Source organism: Streptomyces sp. DSM 116795 (genome assembly GCF_055792905.1).
Map to the genome: position 1 here is coordinate 2,148,894 of NZ_CM147707.1, position 17,993 is coordinate 2,166,886.

Here is a 17,993-nt window from a genome sequence, read left to right on the forward strand (position 1 = left end):
GCCCGCCGTCCGCCCCGTACGCCGCGGGAGGTCAGGGTTCCGTGACGCCCGAGGCGGGGCCGTCGAGGTCGACCCGTACCGTCAGCAGATTCGTGCCGACGGCCCGCACCGCCGCGCTGTTGAGCCGGGGCAGGGTCTTCAGGCGCGCACGCGGGTCGTCGTCCGGTACGAGGTGGGCGGTACCCGTGTGCCAGCGTCCGCGGATACGGACGCGGACCCGGGGATCGGCCCGGATGTTGCGGATGTACTGGGCCTTCTCGCCGTACTCCGAGACGAGCCAGAACGTCTCGCCGGTGCGGCGCCCGCCGACCGGTGTGCGGCGGGGCAGTCCGGATTTGCGTCCGGTGGTCTCCAGGATGACCTGGCCCGGCAGGCGGGTGGTGACCGGGTTGCCGATCCTCCGCTGGAACGCCGTGACCGTACGGAACTTGAGCTCGTGGTGACGCGACATCGCTGATCTCCCCTTGCGCCGGCCGGCCGTGACGCCGTTCCGGCCCTGTACCGACGTACTGCTGACGTACTGCCTCAAGTACTGATGACGCCCTGTCGACGCTCCTGAGCGCCTCCTGACGCTGTACTACCGCATCACGGCGCGGAGTTGACCGTGCGGGGCCGTCAAGTCCCGGCTCTGGTGCATAAGTACGAATACGTGATACATAGCGGGCACCGGCCATCGGTGGCATGTGCGTCCGCTCGCAGGCGGCTCGGTAGGGCGAGGAGTTCGTGACGACCGGGCGAGGAGCGGCCTCTCGTGTGCGAGCAGACGTGGGAGCGGCAGTTGACGTGCGCGCTGGCCGGCGACGCGGAGGGCCCCGCGCGGCCGGCGCTGCTGCTGGTCGGTGGCGCCGCGGGCATGGGCAAGAGTGAACTCGTGCGGCGGCTGCTGGAGTCGCCGCAGGCGAGGTCCGTGCCGCGGCTGGCCGTCACCTTCCGTACGTCCGGAGGGCCCGACATCGCCGATCCGGGCGCGGCCGGCTCCGTACCGCATCCGTCCGTGGAATCGGCACTCGCCTCCCTGCGCCCCGCGCTGCTCGTCGTCGAGGACGTGCACCACGCGGACGAGGAGAACCTCCGGCTGCTGCGGGACCTGCTGCGTGAGCCGCCCGCACGCTTCATGGCGGTGCTGACCTACCGGCCCGGCCAACTGGCGCGTCCCGGGCTGCCGTTGGGCCGCGCCGTGGACTACCCGTCGCGGCTGTCCGTCACCCGCCACACGCCGTCTGCCCTGGACGAGCAGCAAGTACGCGCTCTCGCCGGTGAGTTGCTCGGGGCACAGCGCTGCACCCAGGAGTTCGTCTCGGGGCTGCACCGCCGGTCCGCGGGCATACCGCAGGTGGTCGTCGATCTGCTGTGCGCGCTGCGCGACTCGTGCGGCGGCCGGGAACGCCGGCACTTCACGGCCGTGGACGTGGACGAGGCGGGTGTGCCGGTCCGCCTGGCCGAGCTGGTGCTCGACCGGGCGGGCGCCCTGCCGGAGCCGCACCGTCCGCTGGTCTGGGCGGCCGCGGTGCTCGGCGAGCCGGCCGGCGCCCGGGACCTGGCCACCGTGGCGGGTCTGCCCGGGGACGGCGGCCACGAGGCGCTGGTGGCGGCGCTGAACGGCTCGGTGCTGCGGGAGACGGAGCAGGGCCGGTACGGGTTCGCGGTGCCGCTGGAGGCCTCGGCCGTGTATCAGGAGCTGCCGGGGCCCGTACGGGAGCGGCTGCACGAACGCGCCGCGGCGATGCTCGCGGACCGCGCACCTGTGCCGTGGACACAGGTCGCCCGGCACTGGCAGGGCAGCGGCCGCATGGAGGACTGGCTGCGCGCCGCCGAGCACGCGGCCGCGGGCGGGGCCGGCGAGGGCGTGGACCCGGATGCAGCCATGGGCGGGGCCACGGACGGGGGCGCCGGCACGGGCGGCGGAGAGGGCGGTGCCGGTGCGGGAGCCGGGGACGAGGCCCGGTTCGCGTTACTGGAGCAGGTGCTGGGCGCAGTCGGGCTGCCGCCGGACAAGCGGGCCCGGCTGGCGCTGACCCTGGCTCGCGGGGCCATGTTCGGCCCGCGCTCGGAGAGGACGGCGCGGGCGCTGCGCCGGATCGTCGACGACCCGGCGCTGCCCGCCGCGGCTCGCGGTGAGATACGGCTCGAACTCGGTCTGCTGCTGCACAGCCAGAAGCGCCGCTTCGACGAGGGACGTGCCGAACTGCGGCGTGCCGCCGAGGAGTTGACGGACCGGCCCGCGCTGGCCGCGCGGGCCACGGCGGCCCTGGCCAACCCGTTCTTCCCGGGCCCCGGTCTGCATGACAATCTCGCCTGGCTGCGGCGCGCCGAGGAGGCGGCAGCCGCCTCCGGGGACTGCACGACGCGCACGGCGGTCGCGGCATCCCGGGCGACGGTGCTGATGAACTCCGGTGACCCGGAGGCCTGGAGACTGGTGGAGAAGCTGCCGCGCGACAGCCACGGGCGGGCCGAAAGGCAGCAGGTGGCGCGGGGGCTCTGCAACACGGCCAACGGCGCGGTGTATCTGGGCCATCACCGTCGTGCGGGTGAACTCCTCGTGGAGGGCGTCGAGTTGGCCGTACGCAGCGGGGCGCCGTTCCTTGAGCGGTTGGGGCGCGGCACGGCGCTCCTGCGCGACTGGCTGACAGGCCGCTGGGACGGTCTCGCTGAACGGTGCACGGGGCTCGTCGCCGAGGACGGCGTCGCGAACGACGCCCGGGTGGTGCTGGCTCTGCTGGCGCTGGCGAAGGGCGAGTGGGCGGCGGCGGAGGACTGGCTGCCGTACGGCGGGCCGCAGCCGTCCAGGCTGTCCGGCGTCTCCGGGCCGCCCGGTCCGCCCGTCCCGTCCGGCCCACCCGGCCCGGTCCGTCCGTCCCGTCCGTCCGAGGGGTGGGCGTGCGAGGCGTGGGAGGCCTGCGAAGCTCCCGTCGCGACCACGGCGGCAGGGGCGTACATCCGGCTCCGGCTGGCCCGCCAGGACGTCGACTCGGCGGAGGGGGCGGCCACTTGGGCCTGGGAGCGGCTGCGCAGGAAGGGCGTCTGGGTCTGGGGCGCTCCCCTCGCGCCCTGGGTGGCCGAGGCGCACATCCGCGCCGGCAGACCGTCCGCGGCGCGGGAGACGGTGGGTGAGTTCGCCGACGGTCTGGCGGGACGGGACGCTCCTGCGGCGGCGGCCGCGCTGCTTTGGTGCCGGGCCGTGCTGGCCGAGGAGGACGGCGAAGTGGAGGCGGCCTTCGGACGCTTCGAGGAGGCCGCGGCGGCCTACGCGCGGCTGCCGCACCCGTACGCGTCCGCGCTGATGGCCGAGCGTGCCGGGCGCTGCGCGTTCCTGCTCGGCAGCGATGCGGAGGCGGCCGCGCGGCGGCTCGGGGAGACGGTGGAGCAGCTGACCGCGCTCGGCGCGGTATGGGACGCGGCCCGGGTACGGGCGACGCTGCGTGCGCACAGCCCCACGACGGCACGGCGACGGGCCCGGGGGCGTCCTTCGTACGCTCAGCGGATGTCCCCGCGTGAGGGCGAGGTGGCGGAACTGGCCGCGACCGGCCTGACGAACAGGGAGATAGCGGCCACACTGCATCTGTCTCCGCGGACGGTGGAACAGCACGTCGCACGGGCGATGCGCAAGCTCGGCATCAGCTCACGGCAAGCCCTCGCGGAGCACACCGAACCGGCGGGACGCGTCCCTGGATAGGGCAGGCACCGCACTGCGGGCGTACGGACACGCCTGCGGCCCCCGGCGCAACCGCGCCGGAGGCCGCCTGCTGGAACTGGCCGTCAGCACATGGTCGGCCGCATCACCTCGTACGCGCTCGCCCAGTTCGCGCATCCCGCAGGGGAGTGCCCGTACCAGTTGTGCCCGAACTCGTGCGCGGAGAGCAGGGCGAAGTCGCTGACGAGGGTGGAGAGCATGATCCGGTCTCCCTGGCCCCAGTTGCACCCGACGACGTTCCCGCCACCGCAGCCCTGCACGTAGCCGCCGGTGCACTCCACCGGGGTGCCGCTGGAGGACGTCTCCTGGGCGTCGCCCCAGAAGTTGGCGCCCTGGCGTATCGGGGCTTCGAGACCGCTGCAGGAGGAAGTGATGTGGTACGTCCAGGCGGTGAAGCCGGAACGGTCGTCGCGGGGGGCGTCGGGAAGTGCGGAGGAGCCCGGCGCGTCACCGGTGGGGAAGCCTTCCGAGAGCGCCGCTTGGCCGGCCGGCTGCGCGGCGGCGGAAGGTGCGGCGCCGGAACGTGCGGCGTCGCCGATCTCGGCGGCGGTCGCCGAGACGGGGAAGGCGAAGACGAGAGCGAAGACGAGAGCGGCGGCGCCGGTCAGTCTTCGAAGCAGCGTGCGCATTGGCAATCTCCTCTGTGGGGGGCGGCGTTCACCCGCGCCGGCCAGGCCCTGAGTCCGTGGGGGGCACCGCCGCGAATCCTCGGGCCCGAACCGGGGGCCCGCATACCGATCGCCAGGGAAGCTACTCACGGATCCGTGACGCGCCTATACGGGTCGGGCGATATACGGATACGCAAGAAATCCGCCGGGAGCGACGGTGCCCGCCCCGGAGACGAAAGAGCCCCGAGTCAGCCTCGTACGGGCGGGCTCGACCCGGGGGCGAACGGCCGAAGTACCGCCTGTCACTGGGCACTTGAGGCATCGGACCGTGGAGGGTCGGGCCCTCGGGCCCTCGGCCGGGGGTCCGGTCAGGTGCCGGCGAGCCGGCGGATCAACCGGTCAGGGCGTACCGGGCACGGAGACGCCGCAGGCGCGGGCGCTCGGCTGACGCACCGCGGCAGAGCGCACCACGGCAGAACGCACCGCGGCGGCCGGTCAGCACATCAGGACCGCCTGGCGAGAGCCGCGGCCTCGCTCCCGCTGACGGCACTGTCGAAGACCCTCACGTCGTCGACGGTGCCCTCCACTCCGCGGAAGCCCTCGCCGCCCGACAAGCCGCGGCCGACGGCGAAGTCGCCGTCGGAGGCGAAGTCGCTCTCATGATCCGCCGTGTCCTCCAGCCGGCCGTCGACATATAGACGGATCTCGCCGTCGTCTTCGTCGTAGACGCCCGTCAGGTGCGTCCACACGCCTGTCTCGGGGCCGAACTCGGAGGCCGCCTCGTCGGCTTCGGCCTCCTCGGCGTCCTCTTCGTCCTCGTCGGGGATGCGCATCTCCCAGCGGTCCTCCTCCGAGTCGTACTGGAGCAGGAAGCCGCTGGACTGGTCCGCGTCCTGGGTGACCACGGCCTGGTCGTCGCCGACGCTGTCGAGCCTGACCCGCGCCGAGACGGTGAAGTCGCTTTCGGTGTCGATCACGGGGCCGTCCGAGACGACGGACTGCTGCCCGGCGAACCGCACACCTCCCTCGGCGGCCTTCGGGGGCGGCGAGCCCACGAAGCTCCCGCTGCGGCCGTTCTTCGAAGTGTCGGACACCACCCCGCCCTTGACCCCCTCGAAGACCCACTCCAGGACCGCGCCGCGAACGGGAGCCTTGGAGGCGGGGGGCGGGGCCTTGCTGCCGCCGGGGGGCGGCTTGGAGCTGGGAGTCTCCGTCACGGTCGAGGTGGCCGTCGCGGTCGCACGGGGAGGGCCGGGCTTCCCGGGAGGCGCGGGCTGCGCGCTCTCGGACGGCCTGGCCTCGTTGCTCTGCGGCGAACCGGGCCGGAGGCTGCCGGAGAAGGCGAACGCCGCCGCGAGGGAGGTGAGTCCGATGAGGACGAGGCTCTGCATCACCCGGGTGGCCCGCCGCCCGCCGCTGAACACGGGACGGACGGGGCCCCAGCGTCCGAAGAGGCGGCGGTGCATCCTGCCCGGGGTGTGCCTCAAGTGCACGCCGGCCGGGAGGAGTTCGAGGGCCGTGCCGACGGGGGCGTCCTCCTCCGCCCTGATCGCGACGTACTCCGCGCCTCCCCACGGCAGGACCGCCTCCGCGAGGAACGCCCCGCAGTCGACGCGCATCCGCCCGAGGTCGGCGACCGCCCGTGAACAGGCGGCACAGCCTTCGAGGTGCGGCGCGAGATCCGCCGCCATGTCGATGGCCTTCTCCTCGGCGTAGGCCAGGACCATCCGGTGAAGGGCCGGCACTCGTCGGCCAGACCGGCCTGATGGAACTGTACGTAGACGTTGTACAGCTCGTTCCGTGCACGCCGCTCCCGCAGGTGCACCGCTTCGCCGCCGGGGCCGAGGATCTCCTCGATGCGCTCCGTCTCGTCGTGCTCGACGGTCTTGTGCCACAGCACCGTCTGGCTGTGGTCGGCCAGGCCTGCGAAGGCCCGCGAGGCCACCGAGACGGGGTGGAATTCCGGCTGCGCGTCGCCCTCGCCGGCAGGGTCCGGCGCCGGAGCGTGCGTCCGGGCCCAGGAGATCAAGTCCGGGCTGAGAACGCTCTCCTGCTCGCCCCGGGACCATACGGCGGCCGTACGCAGCACGACGGACAGCGCGTGAGGACGCACGGCGCCCGAAGCCTCGCCGTCCTGCGGCCGCAGCGCCTGCTTCCACGCCTGGCCGGCCAGTGCGTCCGCCGCCGAGGAGCTGACGACGCAGGCCGACGCGAAGACTCTCACCGCCTGGAAGTGGCGTCGCTCCAGCTCACGGAGCGCAGCGGTCGACGGCTCCCCGCCCGCTCGTACGAGCCGGAGCAGTTCCGCATCTGACAGGCGCGCGCATTCCATCCGTTCGTTCAATCTCCCCGGCCGTCCCTGCGCCTCCCGTACGAGTCGGATGTCTCACGTGCGGGCCGACGCCCTGAACCGCATCGGTGGCAATGGTCGCTCACCAGCTCATCGGAAGGACGCTGAAAAGGCCATAGGCAATATGTACCTAGCCGGGGACTGCTCTCCATGTCGCCGTCCAATCACCCGGCGGGGCAGGGTTGAGGGATGCGGCATGGCCGGAACGGGTGGTTACCGGCGGGTCCCGGCGGGCCGGGGTTTGAGGCGCGGCGTGAGGAGCAGTGCCCAGTCGGACCCCGGCGGCCGGAGCGGCCGGGCAGCCGGAACCCGGCCCGGCTGCCCAGCCGCACGGTGACTGCCGGGGTCCGCGCGGCGCTCCGGCCCTCTTCGGGCGCACTCACAGTCGCGGGTCGACCGGCTCCGACTCCAGCGCCAGCACCGCGAACACCGCCTCGTGGACCCGCCACAGCGGCTCCGCGGCCGCCAGCCGGTCCAGTGCCTCCAGGCCCAGCGCGTACTCGCGCAGCGCGAGCGACCTCTTGTGCCCGAGGGAACGCGAGCGCAGCCGCGACAGCTGCCCGGGCCTGGTGTACTCGGGGCCGTAGACGATCCGCAGATACTCCTGCCCGCGGCACTTCACCCCTGGCTGCACCAGTCCGTTGCCGCCGCGCACGAACGCGTCGAGCGGCTTCACGACCATGCCCTCGCCGCCGGACGCGGTCGCCTCCAGCCACCAGTTCACCGCTGCGGCCTCGCTCGCAGCGTCGCCGGCCTCCACCGTGATCCTCGCGGTCGCACGCAGCAGCTCCTCGCGTCCGTCCGCCGCTGCCGCGTCCCGGTCGGCCGCCACCAGCCGGTCGATCCAGGCCAGTTGCTCGCCGTGCGGGACCGCGGCCAGGCTGCGGCCCTCGGCGGCGAGTATCTGGAACGGGGCCAGCCGCACCCCGTCGAGACCGTCCACGGGCCAGCAGTAGCGGCGGTAGGCGTCCGTGAACGCGGAGGTGCACCCGGCACGTTCGCGCTGCCGCTCCAGCAGCGCCGCGACGTCCTCGCCGCCCACTCCCCGGTCCGCGGCGGCCCGGAGCGCCGCGACCGCCGGCGGGAACACCGCGCCCGCCGCGGCGCCTACGGCCGCGTACTGCCGGCGCAGCAGCCCCGACGCCTTCAGCGACCAGGGCAGCAGTTCGGCGTCGAACAGCAGCCAGTCCGTGGCCAGTTCGTCCCACAGACCGCCGTCGCCGACCGCCTCCCGCAGCCTCGCGAGGAACTCCTCGGTGAGCGCGGGATCGTCGAAGAACGGCCGCCCGGTCCGGGTGTGGACGGCGCCGCTCGTGCCGTCCGCGGCTCCGAAGCGCCGCCGTGCCGTCTCCGCGTCGCGGCACACCAGCACGACGGCGCGCGAGCCCATGTGCTTCTCCTGGCACACCAGCCGTGAGACGCCCTCCGCGCGGTAGGCCGCGAACGCCTCCGCCGGGTGCTCCAGGAAGCCGTCCTCCGAGGAGGTCGCGCACGGCGCCATCGTCGGCGGCAGATAGAGCAGCAGGTGCGGGTCGACCGCGAACCGGCTCATGACCTCCAGTGCCGCGGCAGAGTTCTCCTCCCGTACCGAGATCCGGCCGTGGTGCGCGGTCTCGACGATCCGCCGTCCGGCGACGTCGTTCAGGTCCAGGGGGCGCTCCTGATGCCCGGACGGCCCCGTCGCCGTGAGCGGCCGCACCGGCTCGTACCAGACCCGCTCGGCCTCGACGGCCTCCAGCTCACGCTCCGGCCAGCGCAGCGCGGTGAGCTGCCCGCCGAAGACGCAGCCGGTGTCCAGGCAGATGGTGTTGTTGACCCATGACGCGGACGGCACCGGCGTGTGCCCGTAGACGACCGCGGCGCGGCCCCGGTACTCCTCGGCCCACGGGTAACGGACGGGCAGGCCGTACTCGTCGGTCTCGCCCGTGGTGTCGCCGTACATCGCGAAGGACCGCACCCGTCCCGACGTACGGCCGTGGTACTTCTCGATCAGGCCCGCGTGGCAGACGACGAGCGCGCCGCCGTCCAGCACGTAGTGGCTGACGAGTGAGTCGACGAACGCGGCGGCCCGCGCTCTGAACTCCTCGCTCTCGCCCTCCATCTGCGCGGCCGTCTCGGCAAGGCCGTGGGTGAGCTTCACGTTGCGGCCCTTGAGGAAGCGGCCGAACTTGTTCTCGTGGTTGCCGGGCACGCACAGCGCGTTTCCCGCGCCGACCATGCCCATCACCAGCCGCAGCACGCCGGGGCTGTCCGGGCCGCGGTCGACGAGGTCGCCGACGAAGACGGCGGTGCGGCCCTCCGGGTGGCGCGCGTCCACGGGCCGGCCATGCCCGTCCCGGGCGAGCTCGTAACCGAGGCGCCGCAGCAGCGACTCCAGCTCGGCACGGCAGCCGTGTACGTCGCCGACGATGTCGAACGGCCCGCTCAGGTGCCGCAGGTCGTTGTACCGCTTCTCGATCGCGATCCCGGCGGCCTCGGCCTCCTCGGGAGTGCGCAGCACATGCACCTTGCGGAACCCCTCGCGCTGCAACTTCCCCATGGAACGGCGCAGTTCACGGCGCTGCCGCGGCAGTACGTGACGACCCATGCCGGCGCGGTCGGGCCGCCGCGCGTTGCGCTCGGCGCACACCTTCTCCGGCATGTCGAGGACGATCGCGACGGGCAGCACGTCGTGTTCGCGTGCCAGCTTCACGAGCTGTCCGCGCGCCTCCGGCTGCACGTTCGTGGCGTCGACGACGGTCAGCCGTCCCGCTGCCAGCCGCTTGCCCGCAATGTGGTGCAGGACGTCGAACGCGTCGCGGGTGGCGCCCTGGTCGCTCTCGTCGTCGGCGACCAGGCCCCGGCAGAAGTCCGACGAGAGCACCTGTGTGGGCAGGAAGTTCCTGCGGGCGAACATGGACTTGCCCGATCCGGTGACGCCCACGAGGACGACCAGCGACAGGTCGGGCACGCCGAGCAGGGGCGACGCGGTGTCCGTGGTGGCGGTCATCTGCGGTCCTCCTGCGCGTGGTTGCTTCTTCTGGAGGCGGAGGCGGTCTCCCCCTCCGCCGGCCCTTCCGCCGGCCCCTCCGCCGGCCCGGTCCGGAACACGGCCATCTGCGTCGGCGGGCCCACCTCCGGGTCGTCGTCGCCGACGGGCCGGTACTCGACGCCGTAGCCGTAGCGCCCGGCCACTCCGTCCGCCCAGGCGCGGAACTGTTCCCTGTCCCACTCGAAGCGGTGGTCCGGGTGGCGGGCCCGTCCGGCGGGCAACGACTCCCAGCGGACGTTGTATTCGACGTTCGGCGTGGTCACGACCACCGCTGCGGGCGCGGCCGTGCCGAACACCGCGTGCTCCAGCGCCGGCAGCCTCGATGGGTCCACGTGCTCGACGACCTCGCACAGCACCGCCGCGTCGTACCCCTTCAGCCGTACGTCGCTGTAGGCGAGCGAGCCCTGCATCAGCTTCACCCGGGACGCCTGCCGCTCCGGCATCCGCTCCAGGCGCAGCCGCCTCGCGGCCTCGTTCAGCGCGCGCACCGACACGTCCACGCCGACCACTTCCGTGAAGCGGCTCTCCTTCAGCAGCGCACCCACCAACTGCCCCTGCCCGCAGCCCAGATCGAGGACCCGCCGCGCCCCCTCCCCGGTCAGGGCCCGCAGGATCGCGTCCCGGCGCCGCACCGCCAGCGGTACGGGCTTCTCCTCGGTGTCCGCGTCCTCGTCGACGGCGTTGTCCAGCTCCTCAGCCTCGCTGTCGTCGGCTTCGGCGAGCCTCGCCAGCTCCAGCCGCTCCATGGCGTCGCGGGTCAGCGCGCGCCGCCGGGTCAGATAGCGGCGGGTGATGAGCGTCTGCTCGGGGTGGCCCGGCAGCCATCCCTCGCCGGCCTCCAGCAGCTTGTCGACCTCGTCGGGTGCGACCCAGTAGTGCTTGGCGTCGTCCAGGACCGGCAGCAGCACGTACAGGTGGCGCAGCGCGTCCGAGAGCCGCAGCCGTCCGGTGAGGACGAGGCGCACATAGTGCGAGTCGCCCCATTCCGGGAAGTGTCCGTCCAGCGGGAGCGCGTCGGCCTCCACGCTCCAGCCCAGGGGCTCCAGCAGCCGCCGTACGAGGGCGGGACCGCCGCGGGCGGGCAGCGCGGGCACCTCCACGCGCAGCGGCAGGTCGCGCCGGGTGAGTTCCGGCTTCGCGTCGCAGCGGCCCTTCATCGCGGTGGCGAAGACCGTCCGCAGGGCGACCGCGAGCAGCGAGGACGCCGCGTACGGGCGGTCGTTGACGTACTGCGCCAGCGCGGAGTCGGGAGCGCCGCCGCGGCCCTTGCCCCTGCCGCGCCGGACCAGCGCGACCGGGTCCACGTCGAGGAGGAGCGCCGCGGTGCAGCGCCCGGGCGACGCCTCGGGGTAGAAGACGTGGGCGTCGCCGTACGACGTGGCGAACCGCTGCGCCTTCTCCGGGTGCTTGTGCAGGAGGAACCCCAGGTCGGTGGCCGGACTGCGGGCGTCTCCCGTGGTGCTTATCGTCAAGAACACCTGGCCGAGTATCGCCGCTCAGGGCCCGCTTCCCCACTGCTTTTCCCGGCCCCCGGGCTCCGGTGGGTCCGGACACGGGCTTGATGCGTCAAAGCTGTGGCAGGGCCGGCTCCCGGCACTCAAGATCTGCCAATTCCCGTACGTACGGGGGTTGCTGCGGCCGCCGGGTCCCTAATCTGCTGCGAGCCGACTTCCTGCGAGGAGGGCGAGACCGTGGATGCTCCGACAGCATGGCCGTTCGTCGGGCACGAGCGGGAGATCGCCGACTTCGAGGAGGCGCTGGCGAGCGAGCGCTGGCACGCCTTCGTCGTACACGGCCCGCAGGGCATCGGGAAGTCGCACTTCGCGCAGGTCTGCCGCGAGCGGGCCGAACGGCGCGGCCATGCGACCGGCAAGGCGATCGCCGTCTCCGAACCGGGTTTCCCGCTGGCCTCGTTGGCGCATCTGCTGCCCCAGGGGACGGGCGTCCAGGACTCGGTGTCACTGTTCGGGAAGGCGCGCGACGCGCTCACGGGGCGGGGCGCGGGAGCGGCCGGAACCGCCGGAGGCCCGGGCGGGGCGTGCGGAGCGGGCTGCTCAGGCGGGGCACCGCGCCGGGCACGCGGGACGGACGAGGCAGCCGGGGCGGGCCGGGCAGGCGGCTCAGACGGCGCGGGCAACTCGGGCGGCCCGGGCGGTACGGGCAGCTCGGGCGGCCGTCCGGGCACCGGCCCCCGGAGGAGGTTCACGCTCGTCGTCGACGACCTCGACGGACTCGACGAGGCCTCGGCATCGCTGACGGCTCAACTCCTCGAAGCGGGAGCCGTCTTCCTCGTCGGCACGATCGGCTCCCTGCAGAACCTCGGGCCCGTCGCGTACCGACTGCAGGCGGGCGGCCAGACGCGGCGGGCCGAACTCAGCGGCCTGAGCGAGCCGTTGGCCGGAGAGGCGCTGCGCCGGGTGCTGGGCGGTCCCGTCGAGCCGCGCACGGTCGCCCTGCTGCACAGGGTCAGCGGCGGAAACCCCTGCTATCTGCGCGAGTTCGTCCTGCACTCCCTGGCGGAGGAGAGCCTCGTCGACGACGGGGAGTGGTGGACGCTGATCTCCGACGTCGGCACCACCCCCCTCCTGTCGGAGATGGCCGAGCGGCGCCTGGCGGGCGTCTCCGCCGAAACCCGCCGGACGCTCAACCGGATCGCACTGTGCCAGCCGGTGGAGGCCTCCAGCCTTCCCGACGGAGCGCTCGACGAGCTCGAAGTCCTGGGATTCGTACGGACGTTGCGCGACGGCCGCCGCGAATCGGTCTCCCTCCGCCACCCAGCGCACGAGAAGGTGCTGCGCGCCGCCATCCCCTCCCCCGAACGCAGGCGCATCCTCGGCGACGAGGCCGAACTGGTGCGGGCGATGGGCGCGAAGAGGTTCACCGACAAGATCCGCATCGCCTCCTGGCAGCTCGCCGCCACCGGCACCGCCGACCCCGACACGCTGCTGCGCGCCGCGACCCTGGCGCGCCGCACCCAGAACTTCCGCAAGGTGCGCGACCTTTCGCGCGCCGCGTGCCGGGAGGGCGAGGACTTCCTCTCCCGGGTGCTGCTCGCCGAGTCGCTGTTCGAACTGGGCGATCTCGACACCGCCTGGGGGGTGTTCGAGGAGGCGGCGGAACGTACGGACGGCGAGTTCGACCGTCTGCTCCTCGCGCTCGGCAGATCGAGGCTGCTGGCCTGGGGGTTCATCGACGCGCGCAAGGCGCTGGACGTCAACGCGGAGGCGGCGCACGAGATCCGCGAACCGCGCCACCGGGACGTGCTGACAGCGGCACGCGGCGCCATCCTCATGGCCTTCGGAAGGCCCGAGGAAGCACTGCAGGTCGTCGACGGACCCGGTTCCGACGGCAATTGCATCGCGGGTGCGCTCGGAAACGGCTCCCGGGCGACCGCCCTCGTGGCCACGGGCAGGGTGAGGGCGGGCACGGAGGCGGCGCACGACGCGTACGAGGAACGCCTGCGCCTGGAGGAGTCGCCCGCGATCCCGCACCCCGTGGAGTACCTCGGCATCGTGATGTTCGCGCTGGAGGAGGAGGGCCGGCTCGACGAGGCGTACAAGACCGGCGAGCGCGGCTGGCAGGAGGCCCTCGCCGACGACGTCGCCGGTGCCGAGGCCGTGATCGCCGCGGCCCTCGCGCGCTGTTCCCTGCTGCTCGGCCGGCCCGCCGAGGCGCGGCGCTGGGCCTCCCAGTCCGCGTGCATCGCCTCGCGCAACTCCTTCCCCGGCACCCTGCACACCGCGCTGGCCCGCAAGGCCGAGGCCGCCGCCCTGATGCAGGACGTACCGGCCGCGGCGAAGGCGGTCGACGCGTGCGCGGGTCTGCCGCGCTGGGGCATGTTCCGCTCCGAACTGCCGCTGGGCCAGGCGTGGTTGCTTGCCGCGCAGGGAAAGCAGCAGGCGGCGCGGAGCGTGCTGTGGGAGGCGGCGGAGGACGCACGGACCGCGGGCCATCTCGCCGCCGAGGCCAGGATCCTCACCGACATCGCCCGGCTCGGCGACGCGAAGGGCGCCGAGCCGCGGCTGCTCCACATCGGGCGGACCTCGGACGGCGCACTGACCGCGGCCCGTGCCTCGTACGTCGCCGCTCTGGCCGCGGCGGACCCCGAGAGGCTGATGAACGGCGCCCGGCTGCTCGCGGAGACCGGAGCGTCGCTGGTCGCCGCGGAGGCCGCCGCCTCCGCCTGCACGCTGTGGATCCACCGCGGTGAACAACGGCCGGCCACGGCCGCCGAGAACCTCGCCCTCTCACTCCAGCGGCACTGCGAGCAGGCCCGCACCCCGGGGCTGACGGTGCTGGGGGCGGCGAAGCACCTCACCGCCCGGGAGGCGGAGATCGCCGGCCTCGTGTGCTCCGGCCTCACGAACGTCGAGGTGGCGGAGGCGGTCACGATCTCCAAACGGACGGTCGACAACCACCTCCAGAACATCTACCGCAAGCTGGGCGTACGGAGCCGGCGTGCGCTCAGAACGGAGTACCTGAAGGAGGACTTCGCCTGACGCGGGCGCGGCGCCACGGGGCGAGCACCGGCGAACGGTCGCTCCTGCGCCGGCCCGTCGCCTTCTGCGGCGCAAGGAAGCGATTTCCGGCCGCGACGGCCGGAGCACGTCAGCCTGCCCGCACGCGCACCCGCCCCCTCACCGTCCGGCCAGGGCCGCCGCCTCGCGGGCCGTCAGCGCGCGCTTGAAGGCCCGTACGTCGTCGATCGTGCCGTCGAAGCCCCGGACGAACTCCTCACCCGCCAGACCGCGGCCGACGGCGAAGTCCCCCTCGGACTCGATGGGTTCGAAGACCCCGCCCAGACTCTCGGTGGTCCTGCGGAAGACCTCGTCGGCGAGGTCGCCGGCCGCGCCGGGGCCGAAGTTGAAGTTCCCGCCGGCGCCCCCGGACGACTCCCCGAAGAACCTGCCCCCGGCTCCGCCGCCACCGGCTCCACCGCCACCGTCGCCGCCGCCGAAGCCGCCGGGACCCCCGCCGCCGGATCCGCCCCCGTCCGAACCGAAGCCGCCGCCCGAAGTCGTCGTGGTGGTCGAGGAACTGGTGGTGGTGGTGGACTCGCCCTCGATCCGGTCGCCGTCCGCTTCGGCTTCGCCGGTTCCCACGGTGTCCTCCAGTTTGCCGTCCACGTAGAGACGGAGCTCGCCGGCGTCTGCGTCGTGAACCCCTGTCAGATACGTCCACTTGCCGGCCGCGGGCGCGGACCCGGAACCGGCCTGTATCAGGTCGGCGTCCTCCTCGTCCTCCTCGGGCATGATCATCTCCCAGCGGTCCGAGTCGGGGTCGTACTGGACGGAGAAGCCGCTGATGTAGGAGGCGTCCTGGCTGACCACCGTCTGGAACTCCTCGGTGTCGTTCAGCTTCGCGCGGGCCGATACGGAGAAGCTCTTCGTCGTGTCGACGACCGGGCCGTCCGCGATCACCGACTGCTCCCCCGCGAACTCCAGCGCGCCGCCCTTCGCGAGCTCCGGGAGGGGGTCGCCGTCGAGCGTTCCGTCGATGCCGTTGCCCGAGGTGTCCACCGTGGCCCCGTCGTCCACCGCGTCGAACAGCCACTCAAGTGCCGCTCCGCGCACGGGAGATGCGGGCTTGTAGCCCTTCCCCGGCGGCTTCCCCGGTGGCTTCGTCGCCGTCACCGTCGAAGTCGCCGTGGCCGTCGGCTCGTCGCCGGGGGGCGGCGCCGGTGCCCCCGAGGTGTTCCCCGGGCGCGGAGCGGCGCTGTTCTCGCCCTGCCGCAGCCCGCCCGTATAGGCGACGGCGACGACGAGCGAACAGAGACCGACGAGCGCGGCCGACAGCACCAGACGGCGGGCACGCGGGCTGCGTTCGCCGCTCACCAGGGCGGAGACGCCGGGAACCGCCAGCGCTCGGCCGCGGAGCGCACCGAGGAGCCGCTTGCCGGACGGCACCGCTCCGCCCGGGCCGACCGCGCCCATGGTGGCCCACCGTTCCCGGGGGGACGGTTTGGATACGTCGAAGGTCGCGGAGGAGACGGTGTGAGCCGCGAGGGCGTAGTCGGCGCCTCCCCAGGGCAGCAGCGCCTCGGCCAGCACGCTCCCGAACTCGAAGCGCATGCGCTCCAGATCGTCCACGGCCCTGGCACAGTGCGCGCACCGGTCGAGGTGCGAGACGAGGTCGCCCGGCGTGTTCATGGACGTCTGCTCCGCGTAGGCCAGCAGCATCCGGTGCAGGCGCCGGCACGCGTCGTCCACCATGGTCTCCTGGTGGAGACTCACGTAGCTGTTGTAAAGCTCCCTGCGCGCACGCCTGTTGAGCAGTGAGACGTCCTCGGGTCCGCCGCCGAGCAGTTGGTCGACGACCGCGGTGTCGTCGTGCTCGACCTCGTGGTGCCACAGCACCGTCTGGCTGCGTTCCGGGAGGAGTTCGAAGGCCCGCGCCGTCAGGGAGGAGGCGCGGAACTCCGCGAGACGGCCGGCGCCTGCGCCGTCGGCAGGGACGGCGCCAGGTGCGTCGCCCGGTCCGGCGCCCAGCACGTCGCCCGCATCCAGGCCGTCGTTACCTCCCCTGTCGCCGCTAGCGTCCCTGTCCCCGCTCGCGTCGTCCGGCTCGAACCAGTTCACGAGCTCCGGTGCCAGCGCGCCCCGCCGGTCCGTACCGAGCCAGTCGGCCGCGGTGCGCAGCACGGCTGCGAGCGCACGCGGACGCATGGCACCCGTGATGTCCTCGTCCAGCGGCCGCAGCGCCTGCTCCCAGGCCTCCCCGGCCAGTGCCTCGCCCGCCGAGGGGGCGGCGACGTCCGCGAAGGCGCGTACGCCCTGATGGTGGCGCCGCTGCAGCTCCTCGCGCGCGCCCGGACACAGCTCCCCTTCCTCCTGGACGAGCCGGCGCAGCTCGGCGTCAGACAGTCGCGTGAATACCATCCGCTCGTTCATTCCCGTGCAGTTGACGGCGTCTCAACCAAGAGACCGGAGCTGAACTCTCGAGCGCGGACGCAGCACCGCGACCGCACCTGGTCCTCACCCAGAATCACAGACCGGTGACAGCCGAGACATGAGCAATATGTACCTAGACCCGGCGGCCGGTTCCGCCGGACGGCACGGCCCGCGGGCCGGAGCGGGCCTCCGGCAGCGGCCCCCGGGGCACCCTCTCGCCGCCGCTAAACTGGAAGAAAGGTGATGAAAGCGACACCTGGGAGGCCGTCATGAAGGGCCCTCGTTTCGTGATCGAACCGGGTGAGGGAAAGTCGATCGACTTCGGTGGCATGGGCATCGACTTCAAGATCCGCGGCGACGAGAGCGACAAGCAGTTCTCTGTCGTCGAGCACCCCGTCGCCCCTGGCCGGCTCGTGCCACCGCACACGCACACCCGCGAGGACGAGTTCTCCTACATCCTGCAGGGCAGGGTCGGCGCCCGCGTGGGCGACCAGGAGGCCACCGCCGGTCCCGGCTCGTACATCCTCAAGCCCCGCGGGATCATGCACACCTTCTGGAACGCCGGTCCGGAGCCGGCGAGGATCCTGGAGATCCTCTCCCCCGCGGGCTTCGAGGACTTCTTCGAAGCGGTCGGCGAGGCCGCCGAAAACACGCCGGACCGCGAGGAGTTCCTCCGCATCCGCGAAGAGCTGGGCCGCCTGCACGGGCTCACGTTCTCCGACGAATGGGTCGCAGAGCTGACGCGGAAGTACGGGCTGAAGCTGATCGGCGAGTAGCGGCGGCGGATCGCCTCCACTTGTGTTCGTCGCGTGGAGTTTCGGCCAACCCCGCCTTCAACGCGCCGGTAACTCTGCGGAGCCACTTACATTGGCTCGCCTGTCTGTTGGTGAGAGTCGGGGGAAAAGGATGGATCCGGTGACAGCCGCGGCCGCGGCAGGTGTTGCGTTAGTCGTCAAGGGAACCTTGGAAACTGCCGGCCAGGAGGCCGGAAGAGCGGGCTGGAACGGTGCGGCACGCCTGCTGGAACGGCTCCGTGGGCGTTTCCGCGGAGACCAGGACGCCGAGGAAGCGCTCGACCGGGTGACACAGGAGCCGGACGACGAACGCGCTCATCAGGAGTTGGAGCGCATGCTCGCTGCTCACATGCTGCGCGACCGGACCTTCGAGAAGGAGGTGCGGCAGATGGTCGATGACGCGGCGGCGGCTGAGGGGCGCGGAGGCCCGCAGGTCAACGCAGCACTGATCAAGAACGCGCAGGTCTTCAACGAGAAGGTCGAGGTGCAGGGGGACTGGAACGTGTCGTAGGGACATTCCCCTCGGCGCCTCTGCGCCCGCTCGCCTTCGTGCGGCCTTCACGAGCCGCGCCGGCCCGGCACCGGCCGGATTCCGCCGCCGGACGGTCTCGTCGACTGCACGACGGTGC

Annotated in this window: 10 protein-coding genes; 4 read left to right on the forward strand and 6 right to left on the reverse strand. The window is 72.9% G+C overall.

What is annotated here, in order from left to right:
• Positions 1-31: 31 nt before the first annotated feature.
• Positions 32-451, reverse strand: coding sequence for a nitroreductase family deazaflavin-dependent oxidoreductase (locus tag ACSMXX_RS09055; RefSeq protein WP_473183516.1), 420 nt, complete (start codon positions 449-451; stop codon positions 32-34).
• A 300-nt stretch (positions 452-751) separates the two neighbouring features.
• On the opposite strand from ACSMXX_RS09055, the gene ACSMXX_RS09060 reads away from it, so the two are divergent.
• Positions 752-3,673 carry a helix-turn-helix transcriptional regulator gene (locus ACSMXX_RS09060; RefSeq protein WP_473183517.1) on the forward strand — a complete coding sequence of 974 codons (2,922 nt, stop codon included), beginning with the start codon at positions 752-754 and terminating at the stop codon, positions 3,671-3,673.
• Positions 3,674-3,756: 83 nt separating this feature from the next.
• On the opposite strand, the gene ACSMXX_RS09065 is transcribed toward ACSMXX_RS09060, so the two are convergent.
• From ACSMXX_RS09065 to ACSMXX_RS09080, 4 genes are all read right to left on the reverse strand, one after another.
• Complete coding sequence (locus ACSMXX_RS09065; RefSeq protein ID WP_473183518.1) at positions 3,757-4,320, reverse strand: hypothetical protein; 564 nt, start codon at positions 4,318-4,320, stop codon at positions 3,757-3,759.
• 482 nt (positions 4,321-4,802) lie between these two features.
• Positions 4,803-6,026, reverse strand: coding sequence for a LamG domain-containing protein (locus ACSMXX_RS09070; RefSeq protein WP_473183519.1), 1,224 nt, complete (start codon positions 6,024-6,026; stop codon positions 4,803-4,805).
• 1,002 nt (positions 6,027-7,028) lie between these two features.
• Positions 7,029-9,638 carry a polynucleotide kinase-phosphatase gene (locus ACSMXX_RS09075; protein ID WP_473183520.1) on the reverse strand — a complete coding sequence of 870 codons (2,610 nt, stop codon included), beginning with the start codon at positions 9,636-9,638 and terminating at the stop codon, positions 7,029-7,031.
• Complete coding sequence (locus tag ACSMXX_RS09080) at positions 9,635-11,158, reverse strand: 3' terminal RNA ribose 2'-O-methyltransferase Hen1 (protein ID WP_473183521.1); 1,524 nt, start codon at positions 11,156-11,158, stop codon at positions 9,635-9,637. The genes ACSMXX_RS09075 and ACSMXX_RS09080 overlap by 4 nt, the downstream gene beginning before the upstream one ends.
• 213 nt (positions 11,159-11,371) lie before the next feature.
• On the opposite strand from ACSMXX_RS09080, the gene ACSMXX_RS09085 reads away from it, so the two are divergent.
• Positions 11,372-14,179 (forward strand): LuxR C-terminal-related transcriptional regulator, encoded by a 2,808-nt coding sequence (locus ACSMXX_RS09085; RefSeq protein ID WP_473183522.1) that lies wholly within the window; start codon positions 11,372-11,374, stop codon positions 14,177-14,179.
• 138 nt (positions 14,180-14,317) lie between these two features.
• On the opposite strand, the gene ACSMXX_RS09090 is transcribed toward ACSMXX_RS09085, so the two are convergent.
• Positions 14,318-16,570 (reverse strand): LamG-like jellyroll fold domain-containing protein, encoded by a 2,253-nt coding sequence (locus ACSMXX_RS09090; RefSeq protein WP_473183523.1) that lies wholly within the window; start codon positions 16,568-16,570, stop codon positions 14,318-14,320.
• A gap of 269 nt (positions 16,571-16,839) precedes the next feature.
• On the opposite strand from ACSMXX_RS09090, the gene ACSMXX_RS09095 reads away from it, so the two are divergent.
• Together ACSMXX_RS09095 and ACSMXX_RS09100 are read left to right on the forward strand one after the other, a co-directional pair.
• Positions 16,840-17,346: a cupin domain-containing protein gene (locus ACSMXX_RS09095; RefSeq protein ID WP_473183524.1), complete on the forward strand. Its 507-nt coding sequence runs from the start codon at positions 16,840-16,842 to the stop codon at positions 17,344-17,346.
• A 187-nt stretch (positions 17,347-17,533) separates the two neighbouring features.
• A complete protein-coding gene (locus ACSMXX_RS09100; protein ID WP_473183525.1) occupies positions 17,534-17,875 on the forward strand; it encodes a hypothetical protein in 342 nt (113 codons plus the stop codon).
• The last annotated feature ends 118 nt before the right edge of the window (positions 17,876-17,993 follow it).

Bases quoted from the DNA above. Each gene is read 5' to 3' on its own strand.
- ACSMXX_RS09055 (WP_473183516.1), bottom strand. From the start codon at position 451: ATGTCGCGTCACCACGAGCTCAAGTTCCGTACGGTCACGGCGTTCCAG.
- ACSMXX_RS09065 (WP_473183518.1), bottom strand. From the start codon at position 4,320: ATGCGCACGCTGCTTCGAAGACTGACCGGCGCCGCCGCTCTCGTCTTC.
- ACSMXX_RS09070 (WP_473183519.1), bottom strand. From the start codon at position 6,026: ATGGTCCTGGCCTACGCCGAGGAGAAGGCCATCGACATGGCGGCGGAT.
- ACSMXX_RS09075 (WP_473183520.1), bottom strand. From the start codon at position 9,638: ATGACCGCCACCACGGACACCGCGTCGCCCCTGCTCGGCGTGCCCGAC.
- ACSMXX_RS09090 (WP_473183523.1), bottom strand. From the start codon at position 16,570: ATGAACGAGCGGATGGTATTCACGCGACTGTCTGACGCCGAGCTGCGC.
- ACSMXX_RS09095 (WP_473183524.1), top strand. From the start codon at position 16,840: ATGAAGGGCCCTCGTTTCGTGATCGAACCGGGTGAGGGAAAGTCGATC.